The organism is Pseudoalteromonas sp. GW168-MNA-CIBAN-0100, assembly GCF_040309225.1.
Lineage (GTDB): Bacteria > Pseudomonadota > Gammaproteobacteria > Enterobacterales > Alteromonadaceae > Pseudoalteromonas > Pseudoalteromonas arctica.
In genome coordinates this window covers 41068-59250 of record NZ_JBEOOL010000006.1, presented here as the reverse complement: position 1 = coordinate 59250, position 18183 = coordinate 41068, and the positions used below count along the sequence as shown (strand labels likewise).

The window sequence follows — 18183 nt, the reverse complement described above, 5'->3', positions numbered from 1 at the left end:
CCCCGTGTTAAACAAGTTTCCAGTTTGGAAGTATTTACTTGTTTTAGCTGTGGTAGCCATTGGCCTTTTATATGCCTCTCCAAACTTGTATGGTCGTGATCCGGCTATACAAGTTTCAGGTGCTAAAGGCGCTGATGTAGATCTCAGTGTTGTAGACAAAGTAAACGCAATCCTTGAAAAAAATAATGTAACCGCTAAATCGACAATACTTGAAGATGGGCAAATTTTAGTTCGTTTAAAAAATGTTGAAGAACAGCTTAAAGCGCATGACTTACTGCGTGATTCGCTGAGCGACGATTACATTTCTGCTATTAATATGGCACCTGCTCAACCAGCTTGGTTAAAAGCGGTTGGTGGTAACCCTATGAAGCTAGGTCTTGATTTAAGTGGTGGCGTACATTTCACCATGGAAATCGACATGGCAACAGCGGTTGATAACCAGCTTGAGCAAATGGAACAAGATTTTCGTAGCGACCTGCGCGAAGAAAAACTACGTTACCGTAGTGTTCGACGTGTAGCCGGCTCTGAGCGTATGCGTGTAGAAATGCGTACCGAGGAAGATAAAAATGCAGCTGAAAGCGTTTTAGAAACTCGCTACCCACTAAACGTTTACATTGATGACAGCAGTAACGATAAAGCATTTTTTGCGACGATGAGTGAGCAAAAACTCAAAGGAATTCGTGACTACGCTATCAAGCAAAATGAAACGATTATTCGTAACCGTATCAACCAAATTGGTGTTGCAGAACCTAACGTACAACGCCAAGGCGCTGAGCGTATTATTGTTCAACTACCAGGTATTCAAGACACAGCACGCGCTAAAGAAATTTTAGGCGCAACAGCAACACTTGAATTTCGCGAAGTAGACGAAAACGCTGATATCAGCACTGCTGCTCAAGGTCGTATCCCAGCGGGTACTGAAATGATCATGAGCCGCGACGGTTACCCTGTTGTACTTAAAAAGCGTATTATTCTAGAAGGCAGTCATATTACTGGCGCGCAATCTGGCGCTGATGAATACCAACGCCCGCAAGTGAGTATTACGCTCGATAGCAAAGGTGGGGCAAAAATGAATGCCTTTACCAAACGTGCTATTGGTAAGCGTATGGCAACGGTATTTATTGAATATAAGCCATCAGGTAAAAAAGATGCAGACGGTAAAGCGCTTCCGCCTATTAAGGTTGAAGAAGTTATTAACGTAGCAACAATTCAAGCACGTCTTGATCGCTCGTTCCGTATTACAGGTATCGATAACCCAGCTGAAGCACATAACTTAAGTTTGCTACTTCGTGCAGGTGCGCTTGTAGCACCAATTCAAATTGTTGAAGAGCGCACTGTAGGTCCAAGTTTAGGTCAAGAAAATATTGAAGCGGGTATGACTGCGGTTGCACTTGGTTTTGCGTTTGTACTTGTGTTTATGCTTGTGTACTACAAAGGCTTTGGTATGGTTGCAAACCTTGCTCTTGCGGCTAACTTAGTACTGATTGTTGGTGTTATGTCTTTAATTCCAGGCGCTACACTTACGCTACCTGGTATTGCCGGTATTGTATTAACGGTAGGTATGGCGGTTGATGCTAACGTACTTATTTTTGAACGTATCCGTGAAGAGCTAGCCGATGGCCGAAGCCCTCAACAAGCAATTCATTTTGGCTACGATAGCGCATTTAGCACTATATTCGATGCCAACATCACCACGCTAATTGCTGCCATTATACTGTTTGCAGTAGGTACCGGCCCAATAGCGGGCTTTGCAGTAACACTTGCGATTGGTATTTTAACTTCAATGTTTACAGCCATCGTTGGTACCCGTGCGGTAATCAACTTATTTGTTGGTGGTAAACGTATTGATAAACTTTCGATTTAAGGAGCTGACATGCAAATTTTAAGTTTGGGTAGTAGAACCCTTCGTTTCATGTCTCTTCGAAAAGTGGCTATGGGTTTTTCGACGTTATTAATTTTAGCGTCGTTTGCATCAATTTTTGTTAAGGGCCTAAACTTTGGTTTAGATTTTACCGGCGGTACGGCGGTAGAAGTGGGTTTTTCACAACCGGCTGATCTTAAAAAAGTACGTGATGCACTAGCTGATAATGGTTTTGCTGATGCATCAGTGCAGCTATTTGGTTCAAGCCAAGAGATTTTAGTTCGCTTAGCACCACGCGGTAGCGATGTAAAAGCTGAAGTGATTGGTAACCAAGTAATTGATGCGCTTAAAAAAGCAGACGACAGCGTAGTAATGCGCCGTATTGAGTTTGTGGGCCCAAGTGTAGGTGAAGACTTAAAAGAGCAGGGTGGCCTTGCCATGTTAACTGCACTTATTTGTATCTTAATCTACGTTGCATTTCGTTTTGAATGGCGCTTTGCTGTGGGTGCGGTAGGTGCACTACTACACGATGTTATTATTACTGTGGGTTTATTTTCGATATTAGGTTTAGAGTTTGATTTAACTATATTAGCGGCAATTCTTGCGGTAATAGGTTATTCACTTAACGATACGATTGTTGTATCTGACCGTATACGTGAAAACTTCCGCAAAGTGCGCATTGACGATACTGTAGAAATTATTGATATTTCACTTACGCAAACACTTAATCGTACACTTGTAACATCAATCACGACTATTTTAGTATTGATTGCTTTGTTTGCATGGGGCGGACAAACCATTCATGGCTTTGCAACTGCATTGCTATTTGGTGTGTTTATTGGTACTTATTCTTCGATTTATGTTGCGAGCTCTGTTGCTATAGCAATGGGCGTAAGCAAAGAAGACTTAATACCAGAAGTAATTGAAAAAGAAGGTGCAGACCTAGACGCAATGCCGTAATGGTTTTGTAACTACTTTAAAAAACCGCTCATTGAGCGGTTTTTTATTGCCTGTAATATATTTATGCTCACGATTGTTTTAGCTTTACTGTGCAAGTATGAATAAACAGTGCTAACTTTGTAGAGCACGCCATGAGTGTAACGTCGTACTATGTATTTAAAATAAGTATTAATAGCGCGGTTATTAATAAGTACAGTTACATAATATCGTCATCTTATATTTAGGCGCTGGAAGCTATTTAGCTTAAATAACGCGATAATTTAAACTATCAATAATAACTGTTAAAACTACCGATAATAACTAAGGTGATAATTATGTTGCCATTAAAGTATTTGATTAACGTAGTAAGTTTGTTTGTATGCAGCGCTTTAGCGAGTGAGGTAAATATCGTAAATGTAGCCCAGGAGCAGCGTGTGCAATATGCTCGTGACGACTACCTTAACGAGCTATTAGAAAAAGCATTGGTTAGCGCACAATACCCTGCAGAGATTAACCCCGTTTTAATTCATCCCCATCAACAACGTACTTTAATAGCACTAGATACAAAAAATTTAGATTTATACTGGAGTATGAGCAGTCCCGAAAGAGAGTCTTTAGCTATTGCGATTAAAATCCCATTATTTAAAGGCTACATAGGTAAAAGGGCACTATTAACAAGTAAGAACAGCATTGCTAGATTTAAAGGTATTACTAGCTTAGGGCAGTTAGGTAAGCTTTCTGCGGTGCAAGGTCATGATTGGCCAGATACAAAAATAATGGCATTTAATGGCTTGCATATAAGACCGTTTGCAAATTATCAGGCTATGTTTGCCTTAACAAGTGCAGGGCGTATTGATTACTTTCCACGTTCATTCATCGAGGTTAATTCAGAGCTAGCGGCAAATAAAGAAAGCAACCTAGTGATAGTACCTAACTTATATATAAGTTACCCAACAGGATTTTATTATTTTGTATCAAATAGTAAGCCAGAGCTTGCAGTGGCAATTGAAAAAGGGCTTAAAATAATGCAAAAAAATGGTGAGTTTGATACGTTGTTTGATGAATACTTTGCGAAGGATTTAAATACATTACCTTACGAAAAAGGTAAAACAGTAGAACTCAAGCTAGATAATCCTTATTTTTAGACACAAAAAAAGGAGCCTGAGCTCCTTTTTAGCATGCTATTAATAGCATCAAATTAGCGAAGTAACGACTCAGTTAGTACTGGACGAATTTCACGAATAATTGCTTGAGTCAATTTTGGTGAACCACAGATAATATTGCCGCTGTGGTTATAGTTATTACCACCAGCGAAATCTACAACCATACCGCCCGCTTCTTTAACCATAAGTTCGCCTGCAGCAGAGTTCCAAGGTTTTAAACCAATTTCAAAAAATCCATCAACACGACCAGCTGCAACGTATGCCATATCTAAAGCAGAACAACCTGCGCGGCGAATGTCTGCAGTGTGTACAAACAATGCTTTAAACGCTTCAGTGTATGCGTCCATGTGGTTTTTGTTTTTGAAAGGGAAGCCAGTAGCAAGTACAGTGCCTGCAAGGACCGTCGTTTTGCTAACACGTAGACGTTTGCTGTTTAACTGAGTGCCTTGTCCGCGAGACGCAGTGAAAAGCTCGCCACGAATTGGATCATAAATAACAGCTTGGTCTAAACGACCTTTAACTTTAAGTGCGATAGAAACCGCGTAATGAGGGATACCTTTGATGAAGTTAGTTGTTCCATCGATAGGATCTACAATCCATTGGTAATCATCATCCTTGCCTTTATGCTCACCTAATTCCTCACCAACAATAGAGTGAGTAGGGTAAGACTGTAAGATAGTGTCACGAATTACGGCTTCGGCTTCTTTATCAATGTTAGTTACTAAGTCGTTAGCGCCTTTTTGTTGCACTTCAACTTTTGATAAATCTTCACTTGCGCGAAGTAAAATTTTGCCTGCGTTGCGCGCAGCGCGAACCGCAATGTTTAACATTGGATGCATGGTATTACCTTTGGGTTGTAAAAGAACGTTTATATATTTCAGCCGGCGTATTTTAGCGACTTTTGACATAAAGTAAACAATAAACCCCAAATACTTATGTTTGTTTTTTATACAAGATTGAAATGTGTATATATTTTTAAAAAATAATAATGAGCAATTAATAAGTCATTATGTTCCTTTATGTGTTTATTAAATCGAATTAATTTTAAATAACGCTTTACCTAAAGTTAGCTTGAGGTTTTATCGTGCTCCTAACTTAATTGATAGGACAACATTATGCATTTAGAGCACGTAAACTTAGTCGCGAGTGATATAGGTAGCATGCTTAAATTTTATCGCGCTGTATTTCCACATTGGTCGATTAGAAGTGAGGGCAGAGGCGATTGGCATGGAAAACCAAGACGCTGGGTACACTTTGGAGATGACACGCATTACATTGCGATAAGCGATCATGGTGAGGGTGAAAACAGAAACTTATCGGGCCATCAAATTGGTTTTGCACACTTTGCTTATGTAACTAATAATTTAAGCGCAGTAGTAATGCGCTTAAATAAAGTGGGTTTTACTCTAAGCAAGCAAGGTAGCGAGAATCCTTTCAGAAAGAATGTCTACTTTATTGATCCCGCCGGGTTTGAGGTGGAATTTGTAGAGTATTTAAGTGACATACCAAGCGAGCGAAATAACGATTTATAATAAAATACCAAGCAGCACGCTAAAGTGCTGCTACTCAATTATAGTTAGCGGCTATTATTACCCGTGCCAAACTGGGTTTTTAGCTCATTTGCAAAGCTCATAAATTTTTCTTTAATTGTGCGCTTTATTTTTACTTCAACCGATCCCATAACTGCCTTTCCTTCAATATGAATAGTAGGACCTTGGCGTTTGTTAAGCGACACAGATTTATTTTCAAGACTACTTAAAATACAAAACATTTTAGACACTACATTTACATGCTCTGGTACGTAAATCTCATCGCTACCAAAAATACAGTTAACGTGAATAGTTACATTTTGATGCGCAAAAATGGCATCGGTAAAATCTAGCACCACCGATCCCATAAAGTTACTCAAATATATATTCTTTGGCACGACCCACTGACCGCTTCGCTCGTTAGAGCCTAAAATGCTGCGTAATGTAAAATCATCATCACTGTTTTGTTGTGCACTATAATGTGGTGTAAATTGCGATTGTTTTTCTGCTTTATATTGCTGATCAGTATTAAGTGTTAAATCTTCTACTAAGGCTAAAAGAGCTTCGTTATTAGGTGCATCCATCGCGTTATCTAAGCGTCTCTCAAATGCATCAACAGAAATAACCCCATGACTGTAATTATAAATTAATTGATCAATTACTTGTTCGCGTACTTGCTCTATTGGGCGGTCTTCGACTTTTACAGACATGGGGCATTCCTTATTATATTTACTATTAATACAGCTCTTGATGTTTATATGCAAAGCACGCACCAAATATAATAACCTTAATTATCAATGATTTAATTTTAAATGATGTTTTATGTTTTGTTATATTAACGATAGATTAACCAAAAATGCAATTATCTAGTTATTTTCACTATTTGAGAAAGTTTTACCGAGTAGCCTGTAAATAGTTACACAGCTATAGATAGTGCCTTATCCCAAAGTTACATCAAGTTATTGAAATATATATATAAATAAAGTTGGCCTAAAGCTCGCATTAGTTAAAGTGTCTTTAATCAAAAGGAGAAAGATTATGAAAACATTTAACAAATCTATTATCGCGGCTTTAGTTCTTGGTACTACGGCTATGGGTGCCCAAGCAAACAGCTGGGAAAACGAAAGTAAAGATGCTTGGATTGATGGTAAGGCAGAAACAGTTCTACTTATGAACACTAATCTAAACAACTTTGACATTAACACTGATGTAAAAAATGGCAAGGTAGTACTTACAGGTAAAGTTAATAGCGAGCTTGATAAAGAGCTAGCAGAAGAACTTGTACTTAGCCTAGATGGCGTATCTGATGTTGAAAACAGCCTTACCGTTGTTAAAAGCATGGACACAAAAGATAGAAGCAAAGACATGATGGACGATGATGATAACGACTTAACGGACGCTAAAATCACCACTGTAATCACAACTCGCTTCCTGTTTGATTCAGAAGTTGGTGGTACAGACATCGATGTTGATACCGACAATGGTATTGTAACTCTGAACGGTTCAGTAGAGTCTGAAGCTGAAAAACAACTAGCAGTTAAAATTGCTAAAAATGCTGAAGATGTTCGTGACGTAGTTGATAAACTAGCTATTGTTGCTGAATAATACAGTATAGTTAAGGCCCACTAACACTGGGCTTTACGTCTTTTTAATGCTTAATTTAAATGGAGTTTAGTCATGGATATTATTCGTATAATACTTTCGGTTTTATTACCGCCATTAGGTGTGTTTTTGCAAGTTGGCTTAGGTATGCATTTTTGGTTAAATATTTTATTAACACTGCTAGGTTATTTCCCAGGGTTAATACATGCAATCTACATTATTGCGAAAAAATAATGACAGATTATATATTGTGTAAGCCGACTACTGAGGTTTAGCTAAATAAAAACTTCAGTACTGATCGGCTCACAATATCAGTTTTTAAAGTAAATATTTTTTATCAAAATCTAATTTTTAATTGACTCAAACTAAGTGATTTATTTCTTGTAACTCACTCCCAACATTCCCTCAGCCACACCTATCGTTTACTTCAATTAAGCTTTCTAACTAACAGCAGTGTTCTGATTCTGTATTGATGCCATTTAGGAAGTCTTTAACATTAGTTTGTTTATATATCTACAATACGCGATTAATTACTCTATTATTAAGTGGCAATATTACCATCACTTCTAGTGTTATCATTAAACCAAGTTTTTACGCATATTGAGGTAGCTAATTGAATATTCGACTTATACTGTCAGGCGTTGTGTCATTCGTTTTTTATTTTAGTTGGGCCTACTGGGCAAATAGTTCGGCAGATATTGCTAAATCTGTCACGTTTCAAGCTGCATTAGTACAAGGTTTGTATAGTGGATTTGTAACGCTGTTTTTTACTTTTATTTTAGAAAAGGTCGTCAACAAGTATAAGTCTAGTTATGTAACGCTTGCGTTTGTAACTCCAATTATTTGTATGTTTCATTCTAAAACACCACAAAACGTAGCAATACGACAAAGCTTCAATAATGCAATTAACTCTAGCGCCTCGTATTTAGGTAACAAAAAAATAGCAGGTGTACTTTTTGCGCCTATTATTCCGATTACTGTTCAATCGAGCTTAGTGATTATGGTGAATGTAATTAATCAGACACCTAATTTGGCACTTACAGTAGCCCCAAGCATATTTTTTACAGCCTTGTATGCCTACACATATATGTTAGCTTTACTTAAAAAAGTAGAGCGTTAAATATAAAAGACTACATGTGGGGGGAAGGTTTTTATAATTTAATGCAGAAAATATCATGGGAAATATCTTACATTTTATGCTTATACCCACCTAAAAGATTACTATTTAAGCAGTTAGCTTACTGATTGTTAAAATAAAGGTGTTTGGTAGTGACAAGCACCTAAAAAGTTTTTATACTGCAACCCGCTTTAGTCGCTCTGTGACTGAACGCTTCAAAAATTAACTGCCTAGCAGTTATATAAAAGTTGGCCCCTTAGCTCAGTTGGTTAGAGCACACGACTCATAATCGTTAGGTCCCCAGTTCGAGTCTGGGAGGGGCCACCACTTTTACAAACTTTCCAAAAAAATACCTACTCAAATTATTTAATGCTACATGAATTTAATATCGTGTAATTTATTATTCTTTATTTACCCCTAATAATAAATATAATTTAAATAAAGTTAATCCATAGATTAAGCTAAGCTTTCTTAAATTTGAAAGAGTGCGAATGCACTATTAAATTCCAGCGTTAGATCGGACGCTATTCATGCTCTGTCTTGTAAATAATAATGAGCTGCATCTGATTTCAGAATACAAAAAAAGCCCCTATTGGGGCTTTTTACTTGCTAGTGTTTACTTCTATTGCTCAAAACTACAAGAGTTAACTAATTTTTACGGTATATCTCATGCTCAATATCGTAAATATTTACGCTTAGGCTGTCTGATGCTCTGCAGTATGTTTTTAAGCATGAAAGTAGCAGTTCGCTTAACATTTGTTTTTGCTCAATTGAGCGCCCAGCCAATATATGTACCGCGATATGTATAAACCCTGATTTTCCTGCGCCAAGTTGATATTGCTGATAAGCAATAGCGCGCGTTTTTATGGTTTCTAACTCAAATAAATCGCTTTCAAAGGCGGTATTGTGAATTTTTTCTACGAGAACTTGTGGTAATACAGGGAGGTCTTCTGAGTGTTCAATAATAATGTGCGGCATTTAGGCGTTTCCTATTATGAGTTACTGCATGAGCGAGAGTTAATTGTATCAAATACAACAGGGTTCGCTAAACCCTGAGCTATCTAAAATCTTTACTTTAAACTAATTTAGTCGTATTTATTTTTGATGTTAGTATAAAAACATACAGGTGAACCTTCGCTTAGTAACGTAGGTGCTAAGTTACTTATATATTAATTAAGGATAAGTATGAAATTACCACAAAAATTTAAACGTTTAGTTTTACTTGCAGGTGCTGTTGTTACATTAAGTGCTTGCTCTGATGATGTTGCGTCGGTAAGTCTTGGGTTATTTACAACTAAAGATGTTGTAGTTAATTCGCAGCAAGATCCAATCCTTGAAGGCGTTACTTGTCATATTAGTCATATAGAGGCTAATTTGGATTTTTCTGATCCCTCTGATATGTCTATAGCGTGTCGTCAAACGGGGCCTATTACAGCGCAGCAGCTACAAAAAATAGACCGCAGTAAATCAGGTGAAGTGATATTCAAATCATCTAAAAGTATATTATTTAAATCACTAAAAGTGCGCCGTATTTACGATGCTGAGAATCGTACTTTATTGTACTTATCGTACTCAACTAAAGAATCCAGTGGTAGCCACCACCATGCGCTATCAACAGTGCCGCTATACAATACTCAAGCGTGGGATTGGGCGCTTACACAGAAAGACTAAACTAGCACTAAAACTTATAAGAGCACCTTATGTTAGCTTTATTTAAATCGGCACCTTTATTGGAAGATCAAGAGCAGCAATGGCTTATTGATACATTTATTTGGGCTGTAGAAAATTTTGATGCTGAGTTTTTTACAAAGCAAACACAAATAATACTGCCAACGGCCACTTTTTTCCCTGATTCGGTATCGAGCATTGAGGAAATGGCGAGTAATGTTTTTACCCGCGTTACTAATTACGCGGGTATGGATGCATGGCCTATTCAATTAGTCGCACCTCAGCAGTTACAACCACAAGTTTTTCCGCACTTTGAATTTAGTGATGAAATACGTGGCGAAGGCAGCCACCTAATTGTGCCGCCAAGCCATAAGGTCAGTATCTCTTTTAACCCTAATCAGATTAATCAGCCACAAGATTTAGTGGCAAGTTATGCGGGTACTCTGGCCACCATACTTATCCATCACGTTGGGGTGCTACCGCCAGGCGGTAGGGAGTATTTACCACAAGCTGCCGATGCACTTGCTTGTTTTTTAGGATTTGGTGTGATGATGACCAACACGGTGTATCAGTTTAAAGGCGGTTGTGGCTCTTGTTATAATCCATACGCTAACCGTGAAGCTAAGTTAAGTGAAACACATACGGTATTTATGCATGCCCTGATTAGTTACTTTAAAAACGATAAAGTGTCTAAAAAACATTTAAAGCCGCATTTACGTGGTCAGTTCAAAAAAGCACAAAAAGAAATTAAAGCATTGGTAAATAACTCGGCTAACCCGCTGTTATTAGCTTATTCGCCAAACTAGCAAGGATCTGCGTGGAATACTTAGATGAATTTTTACTGATTGTTATTGCTCATTTTTTTGCAGTAGCAAGCCCAGGGCCTGACTTTGCCGTAGTACTTAAGCAAAGTGTGCAACAAGGAAGGCGCAATGCATTGTGGACAAGCGCCGGTGTTGGCGCTGCTATTTTACTGCACGTTGCCTATTGCGTTTTAGGTGTTGCGCTTATTTTAACGCAATCGCCTAGTTTATTTATGGCGCTTAAGTATCTTGCCGGTGCATATTTAGCTTATTTAGGCGTACAAGCACTCAGAGCTGCAAAACCTACAGCAAGTAATGAAGGCGAGGCTGCAAAAGATGTTGAAAACAAAACCGTTCAAGAGGAACCTGTTTGGCTTGCTTTTAGGCGCGGCTTTTTCACAAATGCATTAAACCCAAAAGCCACGTTATTTTTTATGTCGTTATTTACACTCGTGATTAGCCCAACAACACCGACTAGCGTACAGATCGGTTACGGTGTGTACATGGCACTGGCTACTTGGGCGTGGTTTTCAATGCTTTCAATAATACTTTCTAGAAATAATGTAAGGGGTTTTTTCCAACAACGCGGTTATTGGTTTGACCGTGGAATTGGCGTTATTTTAATTGCCCTTGCAGTACGTGTTGTTATTTAACTTATTTAAAAAGTACAGGAGATAAAATGCCGTTATATAATTTTTCGTTTGGCTCTAATATGTCATCTAATCGTTTGTTAGCGCGCTTACCTAATGTAAAGCGTGTAGGAACAGCGGTACTTAAAGGTTACGAGCTAACTTTTGATATGCTATTTAAAGATGGCTCTGGCAAATGTAGTATTTGCCCAAGCGATAAAGAAGGCGCGCTGGTTTACGGCGTTATTTATGAGCTTAATGAAGATGAAAAAGTTATTTTAGATGGTATTGAGGGCGTAGGTTACGACTGCGTAGATATAGCCCCAACGCTTCTAACGGGTGAGACTGTAACTGCACATTGTTATATAGCTAATACCCATGACAGCGATGTACTCCCATACGATTGGTACATAAAACACGTTCATCGCGGATCACTTGAAGCGGGCGTACCAAAAGAATACAGTGATGCGATATTAAATCGCGCACAAAAAAGCGATACCAATCAAGAGCGCGCAGCAATTGAATTTGCAGTTCATCAAAAATAATAAAATAGGATTGATATGAAATTAACCAAACTTGCCGCAATTGCACTACTAGCAGGCACTACGTTTAGCAGCTGGGCACAAGTTGATACCAACAAAATTGACGACGTTATTAAAGCCTCAATGGCGCGTTTTGACGTACCCGGCATGGCAGTCGCCATTGTTGAAAACGATAAAGTGATATTTGCTAAAGGCTTTGGTGTAACTAATCTCGATACCAGCAAAAAAGTAAACAAAGACACCTTGTTTGGTATTGCTTCAAACACGAAAGCGTTTACAACAGCAGCGCTTGCCAAGTTGGTTGATGAGGGGAAGTTAAGCTGGGATGACCGCGTAATTGATCATTTACCAGAGTTTAGATTATACGACTCATACGTAACACGCGAAATGCGTATTCGTGATTTATTAAGTCACCGCAGTGGGCTAGGGCTTGGGCAAGGCGATTTAATGATTTGGCCAAGTACCGACAAGTCAGTTGATGAAATTTTAGCGGGATTACAGTATTTAAAACCAGCGAGCAGTTTTCGTAGTAAGTACGCTTATAACAACCTGATGTTTGTTACCGCTGGTGAAGTGGTTGCACGTGTGTCGGGGATGAGCTGGAACGATTACATCGAAAAAAATATATTACAACCGCTACACATGGACAACTCACGCGCAGGCTTTTCACGTATTCCAAAAAGTAATAAAAACTGGGCGACAGGTCATATTCCTATGGATGGCACGCTTCATCCATTTTTTGTGAATTACCTAGAAGATTTTAGAGGCGCAGGTGCCATTGCTTCAAGTGTAAACGACATGAGCCAATGGCTTCGTACGCAATTAGCAGGCGGTAAAATGCCAAGTGGCGAGCAGCTGTTTAGCGAAAAGCAACAAGCGCAAATGTGGCACCCACATATTACGTCTATGGCGTCTAAAAGTGCGTTTGAATCGTATCATCAGCAGTTTAGAGGTTATGGATTAGGTTGGAGCATTGAAGACTACCACGGCTTTAAAAAGCTAGGTCATGGCGGTGGTATTTTAGGAATGGTATCGCAAGTTACTTTATTGCCTGAGAAAAAACTTGGTATTGTTATTTTATCTAATCAACAAGCTTTCGGTGCACTTTCGGCAGTAACCCATGAAGTACTTGAAGATGCGCTTGAGCTTGAAGATAAAGACTGGGTAGAGGATTTAGCTAAAAGTCATTTTGAAGGTAAACAACAGGCGTACGCTAATGCAAAACCAGAAGCCCCCGCTGACTACCAACCACAATTACCAAACATTAATTACACCGGTACATTACACGATGATTGGTATGGCGATGTAATTATTGAACAACTTGATAGTAAATTGCATATTGATTTTACGCATACTAAGCGCTTAAAAGGCACACTTGAGCATTACACTGGTAATACATTTATAGTTAAGTGGGATGAAAAGCTGCTTGAAGCGGATGCGTTTATTCGTTTTGAAATGAGCTCACAAAATCGTGTAAACAGCGCTAAAATGCGTGCAGTATCAACACAAGTTACCGACTTTAGCTTTGATTTTAGAAACCTGCATTTAAAAGCAAAATAGCTAATAATATTGATATTCAAGGTATCGATATTTAAAGTATCAATATAAACCAAAGTCGCAAAGCCACCCGTCGGTGGCTTTGTTATATTAAGCATTCAATTTACTTTGGCTAGGAGCATTTTATGCGTACTGCAGTTATTTCACACCCTCATTGCCGTAAACATAAAATGATAGACGACCATCCTGAGTGCCCAGAGCGCTTAGATGCAATTACCGACAGATTATTAGCCAGCGGTGTAGATGTTGGCTTAACACACCTGCAAGCACCTAAGGCCGAGCGTGAGCATTATTTACTTGCTCACGATGAAGCTTTAGTTAAGCACGTAGAAACTACACTACCAACAGAAGGGCTCGCTAATTTAGATGGCGATACGTGGCTGTGCCCCGATTCGTTTAAAGCGATTGAGCGGGCAGTAGGTGCCGGATTGTTAGCTGTTGACGAAATACTTGCTGATAAACTCGATGCTGCTTTTTGTTCTGTGCGCCCGCCAGGGCATCATGCTAATAAAGATTCATCATCTGGGTTTTGTGTGTTTAATAACTTAGCTATTGCCGTTAAGTACGCACAAAGCAAAGGGATTAAGCGGATTGCGATTGCTGACTTTGATGTACACCATGGGAATGGCACACAAGACATTTTTATTGATGACGAAAACGTACTGCTTTGTTCGTTATTTCAGTATCCGTTTTATCCTAATACAGCGGTTAAAAATAATAGTCATATAGTTAATTCACCTCTGCCAATTGCTAGTAATGGCGACGACCTAAAAGAGGTGTTTACTGGGCAATGGTTACCAAAATTAAAAGCGTTTAAGCCTGAATTACTTTTTATAAGCGCAGGGTTTGATGCACACCTAGAAGATGATATGGCGAGCTTAAAGTTTGTAGAGGATGACTACATTTGGCTTACCGAGCAACTATGTGGTGTTGCTAAAGAGGGCGGCTGCAAAGGTGTTATTTCGTATTTAGAAGGTGGCTATGCGCTATCAGCTTTAGGTCGCAGTGCTGTAGCGCATATAAAAGTGCTTACTGAGGTTTAAATAAAGAGAGTGTTTATAGCCCTAATAAATTAAACGCCTGCGCTGTGCTTAGGGTTTTGATTTTACCAAGGCAGCATTGTCCTTCATTTAATAAGTAAGCTGTAACAAGCTGTGCTAGTTGCTCGCCATTCAATTCAGGGCAAGCAGTGCCTTGTAAATTAAGGTAGTCACCTTGCTTATTAAGTACTCGCACATCGCTTAGTTCACTTTGCATAACGCTGTGTAAGCACTCTTGTTGCTCTTGTTGGTTATGGGCTATCTCAAGCTCATTATAAATAACCAATAACTGTGGGTAGCTGTTTAACATAGCCCGTTAGCCTACGGTTACTTCATAAGACGTAAATTTACGAATATTAATAACGCCTTTTTCAAAAATTAAGTACTGGCCTTTAATACCTTGTAAAACACCACTTACAACAGGGTCTTTATCAAAGTTAAATGAGCTGATTTTTGTTGGGTATTCGGTTACTGGAAAGTTTAAATCAACCACATCTTCATCAAGTTGTTCTATTGCTGTTGCGCCAAATAATTCACTGAGCTCGTTTAGCTTTTCACTAATTTGTGGGATCAGCTCGGCTGCAGCTGCTTTTAAGTCAATTGCTTCGTTTTGACCTTTTAGCATATTGCGCCAATTCGTTTTATCGGCAATAAATTCAGCCAATGCAACTTCCACTAAACCTGATTGCAGGCGGGTTTGCACTTTAAAAATAGGTAATGCCTGAGTAGCGCCTTGATCAACCCAACGAGTCGGTATTTGTGTGTGGCGGGTAATACCTACTTTTAAGCCAGAGGTGTTAGCGAGATATACATAGTGCGGAATCATGCAGTTTTCTTCGCCCCACTGTGGCTCTCGGCAAGTACCTTGATCGTAGTGGCAGGTTTCTGGTTTCATAATACACATATCGCAACTAGCGAGCTTGCGCATGCATACAAAACAGTGACCTTGAGAATAGCTTTTTTTGGTTTTTTTACCGCAGTTAGAACATAAAATAGTGCCACTAAAGGTAAGCGTAAGCTCCTTACCTATAAATGCATTTAAGTCTACTAGGTGTTCACCTACAGGTAAGTGATATTGTACTGGTTCGGTTAAGCTCGATTTTAATTTACGCAGTGTGCCTTGCATCTTTACTTGGCCCCTAAAGATGTTAAAAAGAGGAGTCTAACATTTCTAAGCTATATTGGCTTTTTAAGAAGTGTAAATAGTCGGTGTAAGGCAGTGCTTTTGCGTATAAATAACCTTGGGCGCAATCAGCATTCATATCTTTGAGCAAGTGATGGATTTCTTGGGTTTCTACCCCCTCAATTGTTATTGATAAATTGAGGTTATGCGCCATATCAATGGCTGTTTGTACAATAACCTGGTGAGTAGGGTTATTAGGTAAATCAAAAACAAATGACTTATCTATTTTAAGTTCACTAAAGTGATAATTGACTAAGTAGCTAAGTGACGCATAGCCTGTCCCAAAGTCATCCAGTACTACTTTAATACCTAATGCGGTTAGCTCATCAACTAACTTTATAAGTGCATCCTGGCTATCTACGAAGGCCGATTCGGTTAGTTCAAATTTAAGTAACTGTGCCGGCACTTGGTATTTAATTAAAATATTTTCTACTTTTTCGGCTAAGTTATTTATAGTTAAGTTTTTAGCGCTTAAATTTACGCTAATTGTGTGCTCGTTATAGCCATTTTTTGTAAGCTTGACTATGTCTTTACAGGCTTGCTCTATTACCCACAGTGTTAGCTCGTTAATAATGCCTGTGTGCTCAGCAAGTATTATTAGTTCTTCAATTGATAAGTTGCTGTAAGCTGGGTCGGGCCAACGTAATAAAGCTTCAGCACCACTTACGTGGTTACTTAATAAGTTTATTTGAGGTTGGTAATAAAGTGCCAGTTGATTTGTTTTGATGGCTTGTTGCAGCTTAGCGGCTAGAGCAACGTCCATCATTAGATTATTACCGTTTGACGATGACCCAACTTGATTAACGCTACCTTTTGCTTTTTTAAGCGCTAAATAACCACGCTTTAACCAATATTCAAAGTCGTTACTCTTACCTGCACTACTAATACCTATACTGTAACTAAGCTGCAGGTTTAGCCCTTTAATTTCATATTGTTTTGGTAGGCTGCTAATTATTTTAGTCAGTAGTGCTTCTAGCATTTCTTGGTTTTGTGTTTTAGTAGAAATACAGGCAAATACGCCACTGCTTAAATCGGCTAAGCGTGGGCTGGTGTTTAAATCTGTTTCGAGGTTTGTAAATTCGCGTTCATGGCTGAGTTCTAATTCAAGCTCTTTGGCTACATGCTTTATAAGTGTGTAGCCCTGAGAAGAGGTAATAATAGTATTGAGCGAATTAAAGTGACGTATTTTTATTAAACATAAAGTTGTTGAGCGGTTTTGGCTTTGTAGCGCCATAAATGCTTGTTTTAGCTTGGAGCTATTAAGTAACTTTGTTTGTTGTGTGTGCGTGGCATGGTAAAGCGCACGTTCGCGCTGATACCTTACTCGGTCAGCTAACGCCATTGCCATTAAAATAACTTCGCACAAAATAGCCATTAAAAAGGCATGGCGGGAGGTAAAGCTATAAGCCAAAAAGCCAGTGAGCTCCATAGGCTGTATTACCGCACCAAATATCAGCGGTATCCACGAAAGTACATAAAACTTAGCCCACCTAAAGCCGCTACGTAGCTTGTTATAAATTAAAATAATACAAACAACGTATAAAAGTGCCATTACACAAAAAAACAACGGGGCTGCAATGTACTCAGGAATAAATAGACTAGCTATAGCCATTACTGACATAAACAAAAGCAGTTTTACGCTCATTTTGTATCGCCAGCAATTGTCCTTGTGATAGCGTAAAAACATAGTACAAAAGGCGAGAGTGAAAAATGATATTGCGTAGTTAAAAAATATGACTTTTTCGTGAATATATAACTGCCATTGCACTGGCCATAAATAAAATCCAAAACCAAGCACTGCACCCAATAAGGTTAACGCACTAATGATATAGCCAATATAAATTAAATAAACACGGTCTTTTATGCCAAAATAAAGCACCAAGTTATAAAGCGCAGCCATCAATAGCACGCCTACAAAAATACCCCAGATCCCAGTTTGAGAGCGCACTAAGTCAATAAACTCTTTATCACGATATAAGTTTACAGGTGTTTTACTTATGCCGACTGTGTCTATTTTCATTACTAGGCGTTGTGATGATTTTCTTTCTACTAAAAAACGAATATGCGGTACGCTGTATTCAAACAAAGAGAGGGCTTCTTCTTTATCGCCGAGTTTGTATGTTTCAATTAGTTTGTTGTTTTTATCGAGGCGATAAATCGTAAGGTGATCGACCATAGGGTTGTCAAAATGTGCCACAACATTTTGCTTGTTAAGGCTTTTATTTTCTAAATCAAGAAACAACCAATAGTTTTGCTGGCTAAAACTCCATGGAACATCTGAAAATGGTTGATGAGTAAGTAACTCAGGTTGGTTAATAATGGTATCGAATGTTTTAGTTTTGGTTTCGTCAATATAGTAGGCGTAATCGAGGTACATTGGAGCCGTTTTATCAATTGTATATCGTGTAGGCACGACAAGGTTTGATGCCAATGTACTGATTATAAAAAATATAAATATCAGTATGGCAACAGCAATTGCATGGTAACGTAAAGTTCTTAGTTCCAACGTTAATTTACTTTTAAAAAACCTTTTAATTAGTGTAGCACTAA

General features: G+C 38.6%; 19 protein-coding genes and 1 tRNA gene. 14 read left to right on the top strand and 6 right to left on the bottom strand.

The window, feature by feature from the left end:
• Positions 1 to 4 precede the first annotated feature (4 nt).
• The 3 genes from secD (at position 5) to AAEY62_RS05000 (ending at position 3945) form a co-directional block, all read left to right on the top strand.
• The gene (gene secD, locus AAEY62_RS05010; RefSeq protein ID WP_350634678.1) at positions 5 to 1864 is read left to right on the top strand and encodes a protein translocase subunit SecD; all 1860 of its coding nucleotides are present in this window, start codon (positions 5 to 7) and stop codon (positions 1862 to 1864) included.
• Positions 1865 to 1873: 9 nt separating this feature from the next.
• Positions 1874 to 2821, top strand: coding sequence for a protein translocase subunit SecF (gene secF / locus AAEY62_RS05005; RefSeq protein ID WP_024590595.1), 948 nt, complete (start codon positions 1874 to 1876; stop codon positions 2819 to 2821).
• A gap of 314 nt (positions 2822 to 3135) precedes the next feature.
• Positions 3136 to 3945: a substrate-binding periplasmic protein gene (locus AAEY62_RS05000; RefSeq protein WP_024590596.1), complete on the top strand. Its 810-nt coding sequence runs from the start codon at positions 3136 to 3138 to the stop codon at positions 3943 to 3945.
• Between the two features lie 53 nt (positions 3946 to 3998).
• Here AAEY62_RS05000 and suhB read toward each other — a convergent pair whose 3' ends face one another.
• On the bottom strand, positions 3999 to 4802 hold the full coding sequence (suhB, locus tag AAEY62_RS04995) for an inositol-1-monophosphatase (protein WP_002957826.1): 804 nt from the start codon (positions 4800 to 4802) through the stop codon (positions 3999 to 4001).
• Between the two features lie 276 nt (positions 4803 to 5078).
• On the opposite strand from suhB, the gene AAEY62_RS04990 reads away from it, so the two are divergent.
• Positions 5079 to 5495: a VOC family protein gene (locus AAEY62_RS04990; RefSeq protein ID WP_101164315.1), complete on the top strand. Its 417-nt coding sequence runs from the start codon at positions 5079 to 5081 to the stop codon at positions 5493 to 5495.
• A gap of 44 nt (positions 5496 to 5539) precedes the next feature.
• On the opposite strand, the gene AAEY62_RS04985 is transcribed toward AAEY62_RS04990, so the two are convergent.
• Entirely contained in the window at positions 5540 to 6202 is a 663-nt protein-coding gene (locus tag AAEY62_RS04985) for a LiaF domain-containing protein (protein ID WP_101164314.1), read from the bottom strand.
• A 328-nt stretch (positions 6203 to 6530) separates the two neighbouring features.
• On the opposite strand from AAEY62_RS04985, the gene AAEY62_RS04980 reads away from it, so the two are divergent.
• The 4 genes from AAEY62_RS04980 to AAEY62_RS04965 all read left to right on the top strand — a co-directional run bounded on the left by AAEY62_RS04980 (position 6531) and on the right by AAEY62_RS04965 (position 8538).
• The gene (locus AAEY62_RS04980) at positions 6531 to 7097 is read left to right on the top strand and encodes a BON domain-containing protein (protein ID WP_101162740.1); all 567 of its coding nucleotides are present in this window, start codon (positions 6531 to 6533) and stop codon (positions 7095 to 7097) included.
• A gap of 72 nt (positions 7098 to 7169) precedes the next feature.
• On the top strand, positions 7170 to 7328 hold the full coding sequence (locus AAEY62_RS04975) for a YqaE/Pmp3 family membrane protein (RefSeq protein WP_002957822.1): 159 nt from the start codon (positions 7170 to 7172) through the stop codon (positions 7326 to 7328).
• A gap of 379 nt (positions 7329 to 7707) precedes the next feature.
• Positions 7708 to 8214 (top strand): hypothetical protein, encoded by a 507-nt coding sequence (locus AAEY62_RS04970; RefSeq protein WP_101162741.1) that lies wholly within the window; start codon positions 7708 to 7710, stop codon positions 8212 to 8214.
• A 247-nt stretch (positions 8215 to 8461) separates the two neighbouring features.
• Positions 8462 to 8538 (top strand) — tRNA-Ile (locus tag AAEY62_RS04965).
• Positions 8539 to 8859: 321 nt separating this feature from the next.
• On the opposite strand, the gene AAEY62_RS04960 is transcribed toward AAEY62_RS04965, so the two are convergent.
• Positions 8860 to 9189 (bottom strand): 5-carboxymethyl-2-hydroxymuconate Delta-isomerase, encoded by a 330-nt coding sequence (locus AAEY62_RS04960; protein WP_024590599.1) that lies wholly within the window; start codon positions 9187 to 9189, stop codon positions 8860 to 8862.
• 207 nt (positions 9190 to 9396) lie between these two features.
• Between AAEY62_RS04960 and AAEY62_RS04955 the strand changes: the two genes are divergently transcribed.
• From AAEY62_RS04955 to AAEY62_RS04930, 6 genes are all read left to right on the top strand, one after another.
• Entirely contained in the window at positions 9397 to 9882 is a 486-nt protein-coding gene (locus tag AAEY62_RS04955) for a CreA family protein (RefSeq protein ID WP_024590600.1), read from the top strand.
• A 29-nt stretch (positions 9883 to 9911) separates the two neighbouring features.
• Complete coding sequence (locus AAEY62_RS04950; protein ID WP_024590601.1) at positions 9912 to 10685, top strand: hypothetical protein; 774 nt, start codon at positions 9912 to 9914, stop codon at positions 10683 to 10685.
• 11 nt (positions 10686 to 10696) lie between these two features.
• The gene (locus AAEY62_RS04945) at positions 10697 to 11335 is read left to right on the top strand and encodes a LysE family translocator (protein ID WP_024590602.1); all 639 of its coding nucleotides are present in this window, start codon (positions 10697 to 10699) and stop codon (positions 11333 to 11335) included.
• Positions 11336 to 11361: 26 nt separating this feature from the next.
• Positions 11362 to 11856, top strand: a complete 495-nt coding sequence (locus tag AAEY62_RS04940) for a gamma-glutamylcyclotransferase family protein (RefSeq protein WP_007586500.1) — start codon at positions 11362 to 11364, stop codon at positions 11854 to 11856.
• A 15-nt stretch (positions 11857 to 11871) separates the two neighbouring features.
• On the top strand, positions 11872 to 13413 hold the full coding sequence (locus tag AAEY62_RS04935) for a serine hydrolase (RefSeq protein ID WP_024590603.1): 1542 nt from the start codon (positions 11872 to 11874) through the stop codon (positions 13411 to 13413).
• Between the two features lie 122 nt (positions 13414 to 13535).
• The gene (locus tag AAEY62_RS04930) at positions 13536 to 14453 is read left to right on the top strand and encodes a histone deacetylase family protein (RefSeq protein WP_024590604.1); all 918 of its coding nucleotides are present in this window, start codon (positions 13536 to 13538) and stop codon (positions 14451 to 14453) included.
• 13 nt (positions 14454 to 14466) lie between these two features.
• On the opposite strand, the gene AAEY62_RS04925 is transcribed toward AAEY62_RS04930, so the two are convergent.
• From AAEY62_RS04925 to AAEY62_RS04915, 3 genes are read right to left on the bottom strand one after another with little or no spacing between them, the layout of a single operon-like run.
• A complete protein-coding gene (locus AAEY62_RS04925) occupies positions 14467 to 14760 on the bottom strand; it encodes a DUF4144 family protein (protein WP_024590605.1) in 294 nt (97 codons plus the stop codon).
• Between the two features lie 6 nt (positions 14761 to 14766).
• Positions 14767 to 15576, bottom strand: coding sequence for a DUF2797 domain-containing protein (locus AAEY62_RS04920; protein WP_010553372.1), 810 nt, complete (start codon positions 15574 to 15576; stop codon positions 14767 to 14769).
• Positions 15577 to 15598: 22 nt separating this feature from the next.
• The gene (locus AAEY62_RS04915; RefSeq protein ID WP_350634676.1) at positions 15599 to 18139 is read right to left on the bottom strand and encodes an EAL domain-containing protein; all 2541 of its coding nucleotides are present in this window, start codon (positions 18137 to 18139) and stop codon (positions 15599 to 15601) included.
• Positions 18140 to 18183: the final 44 nt, after the last annotated feature.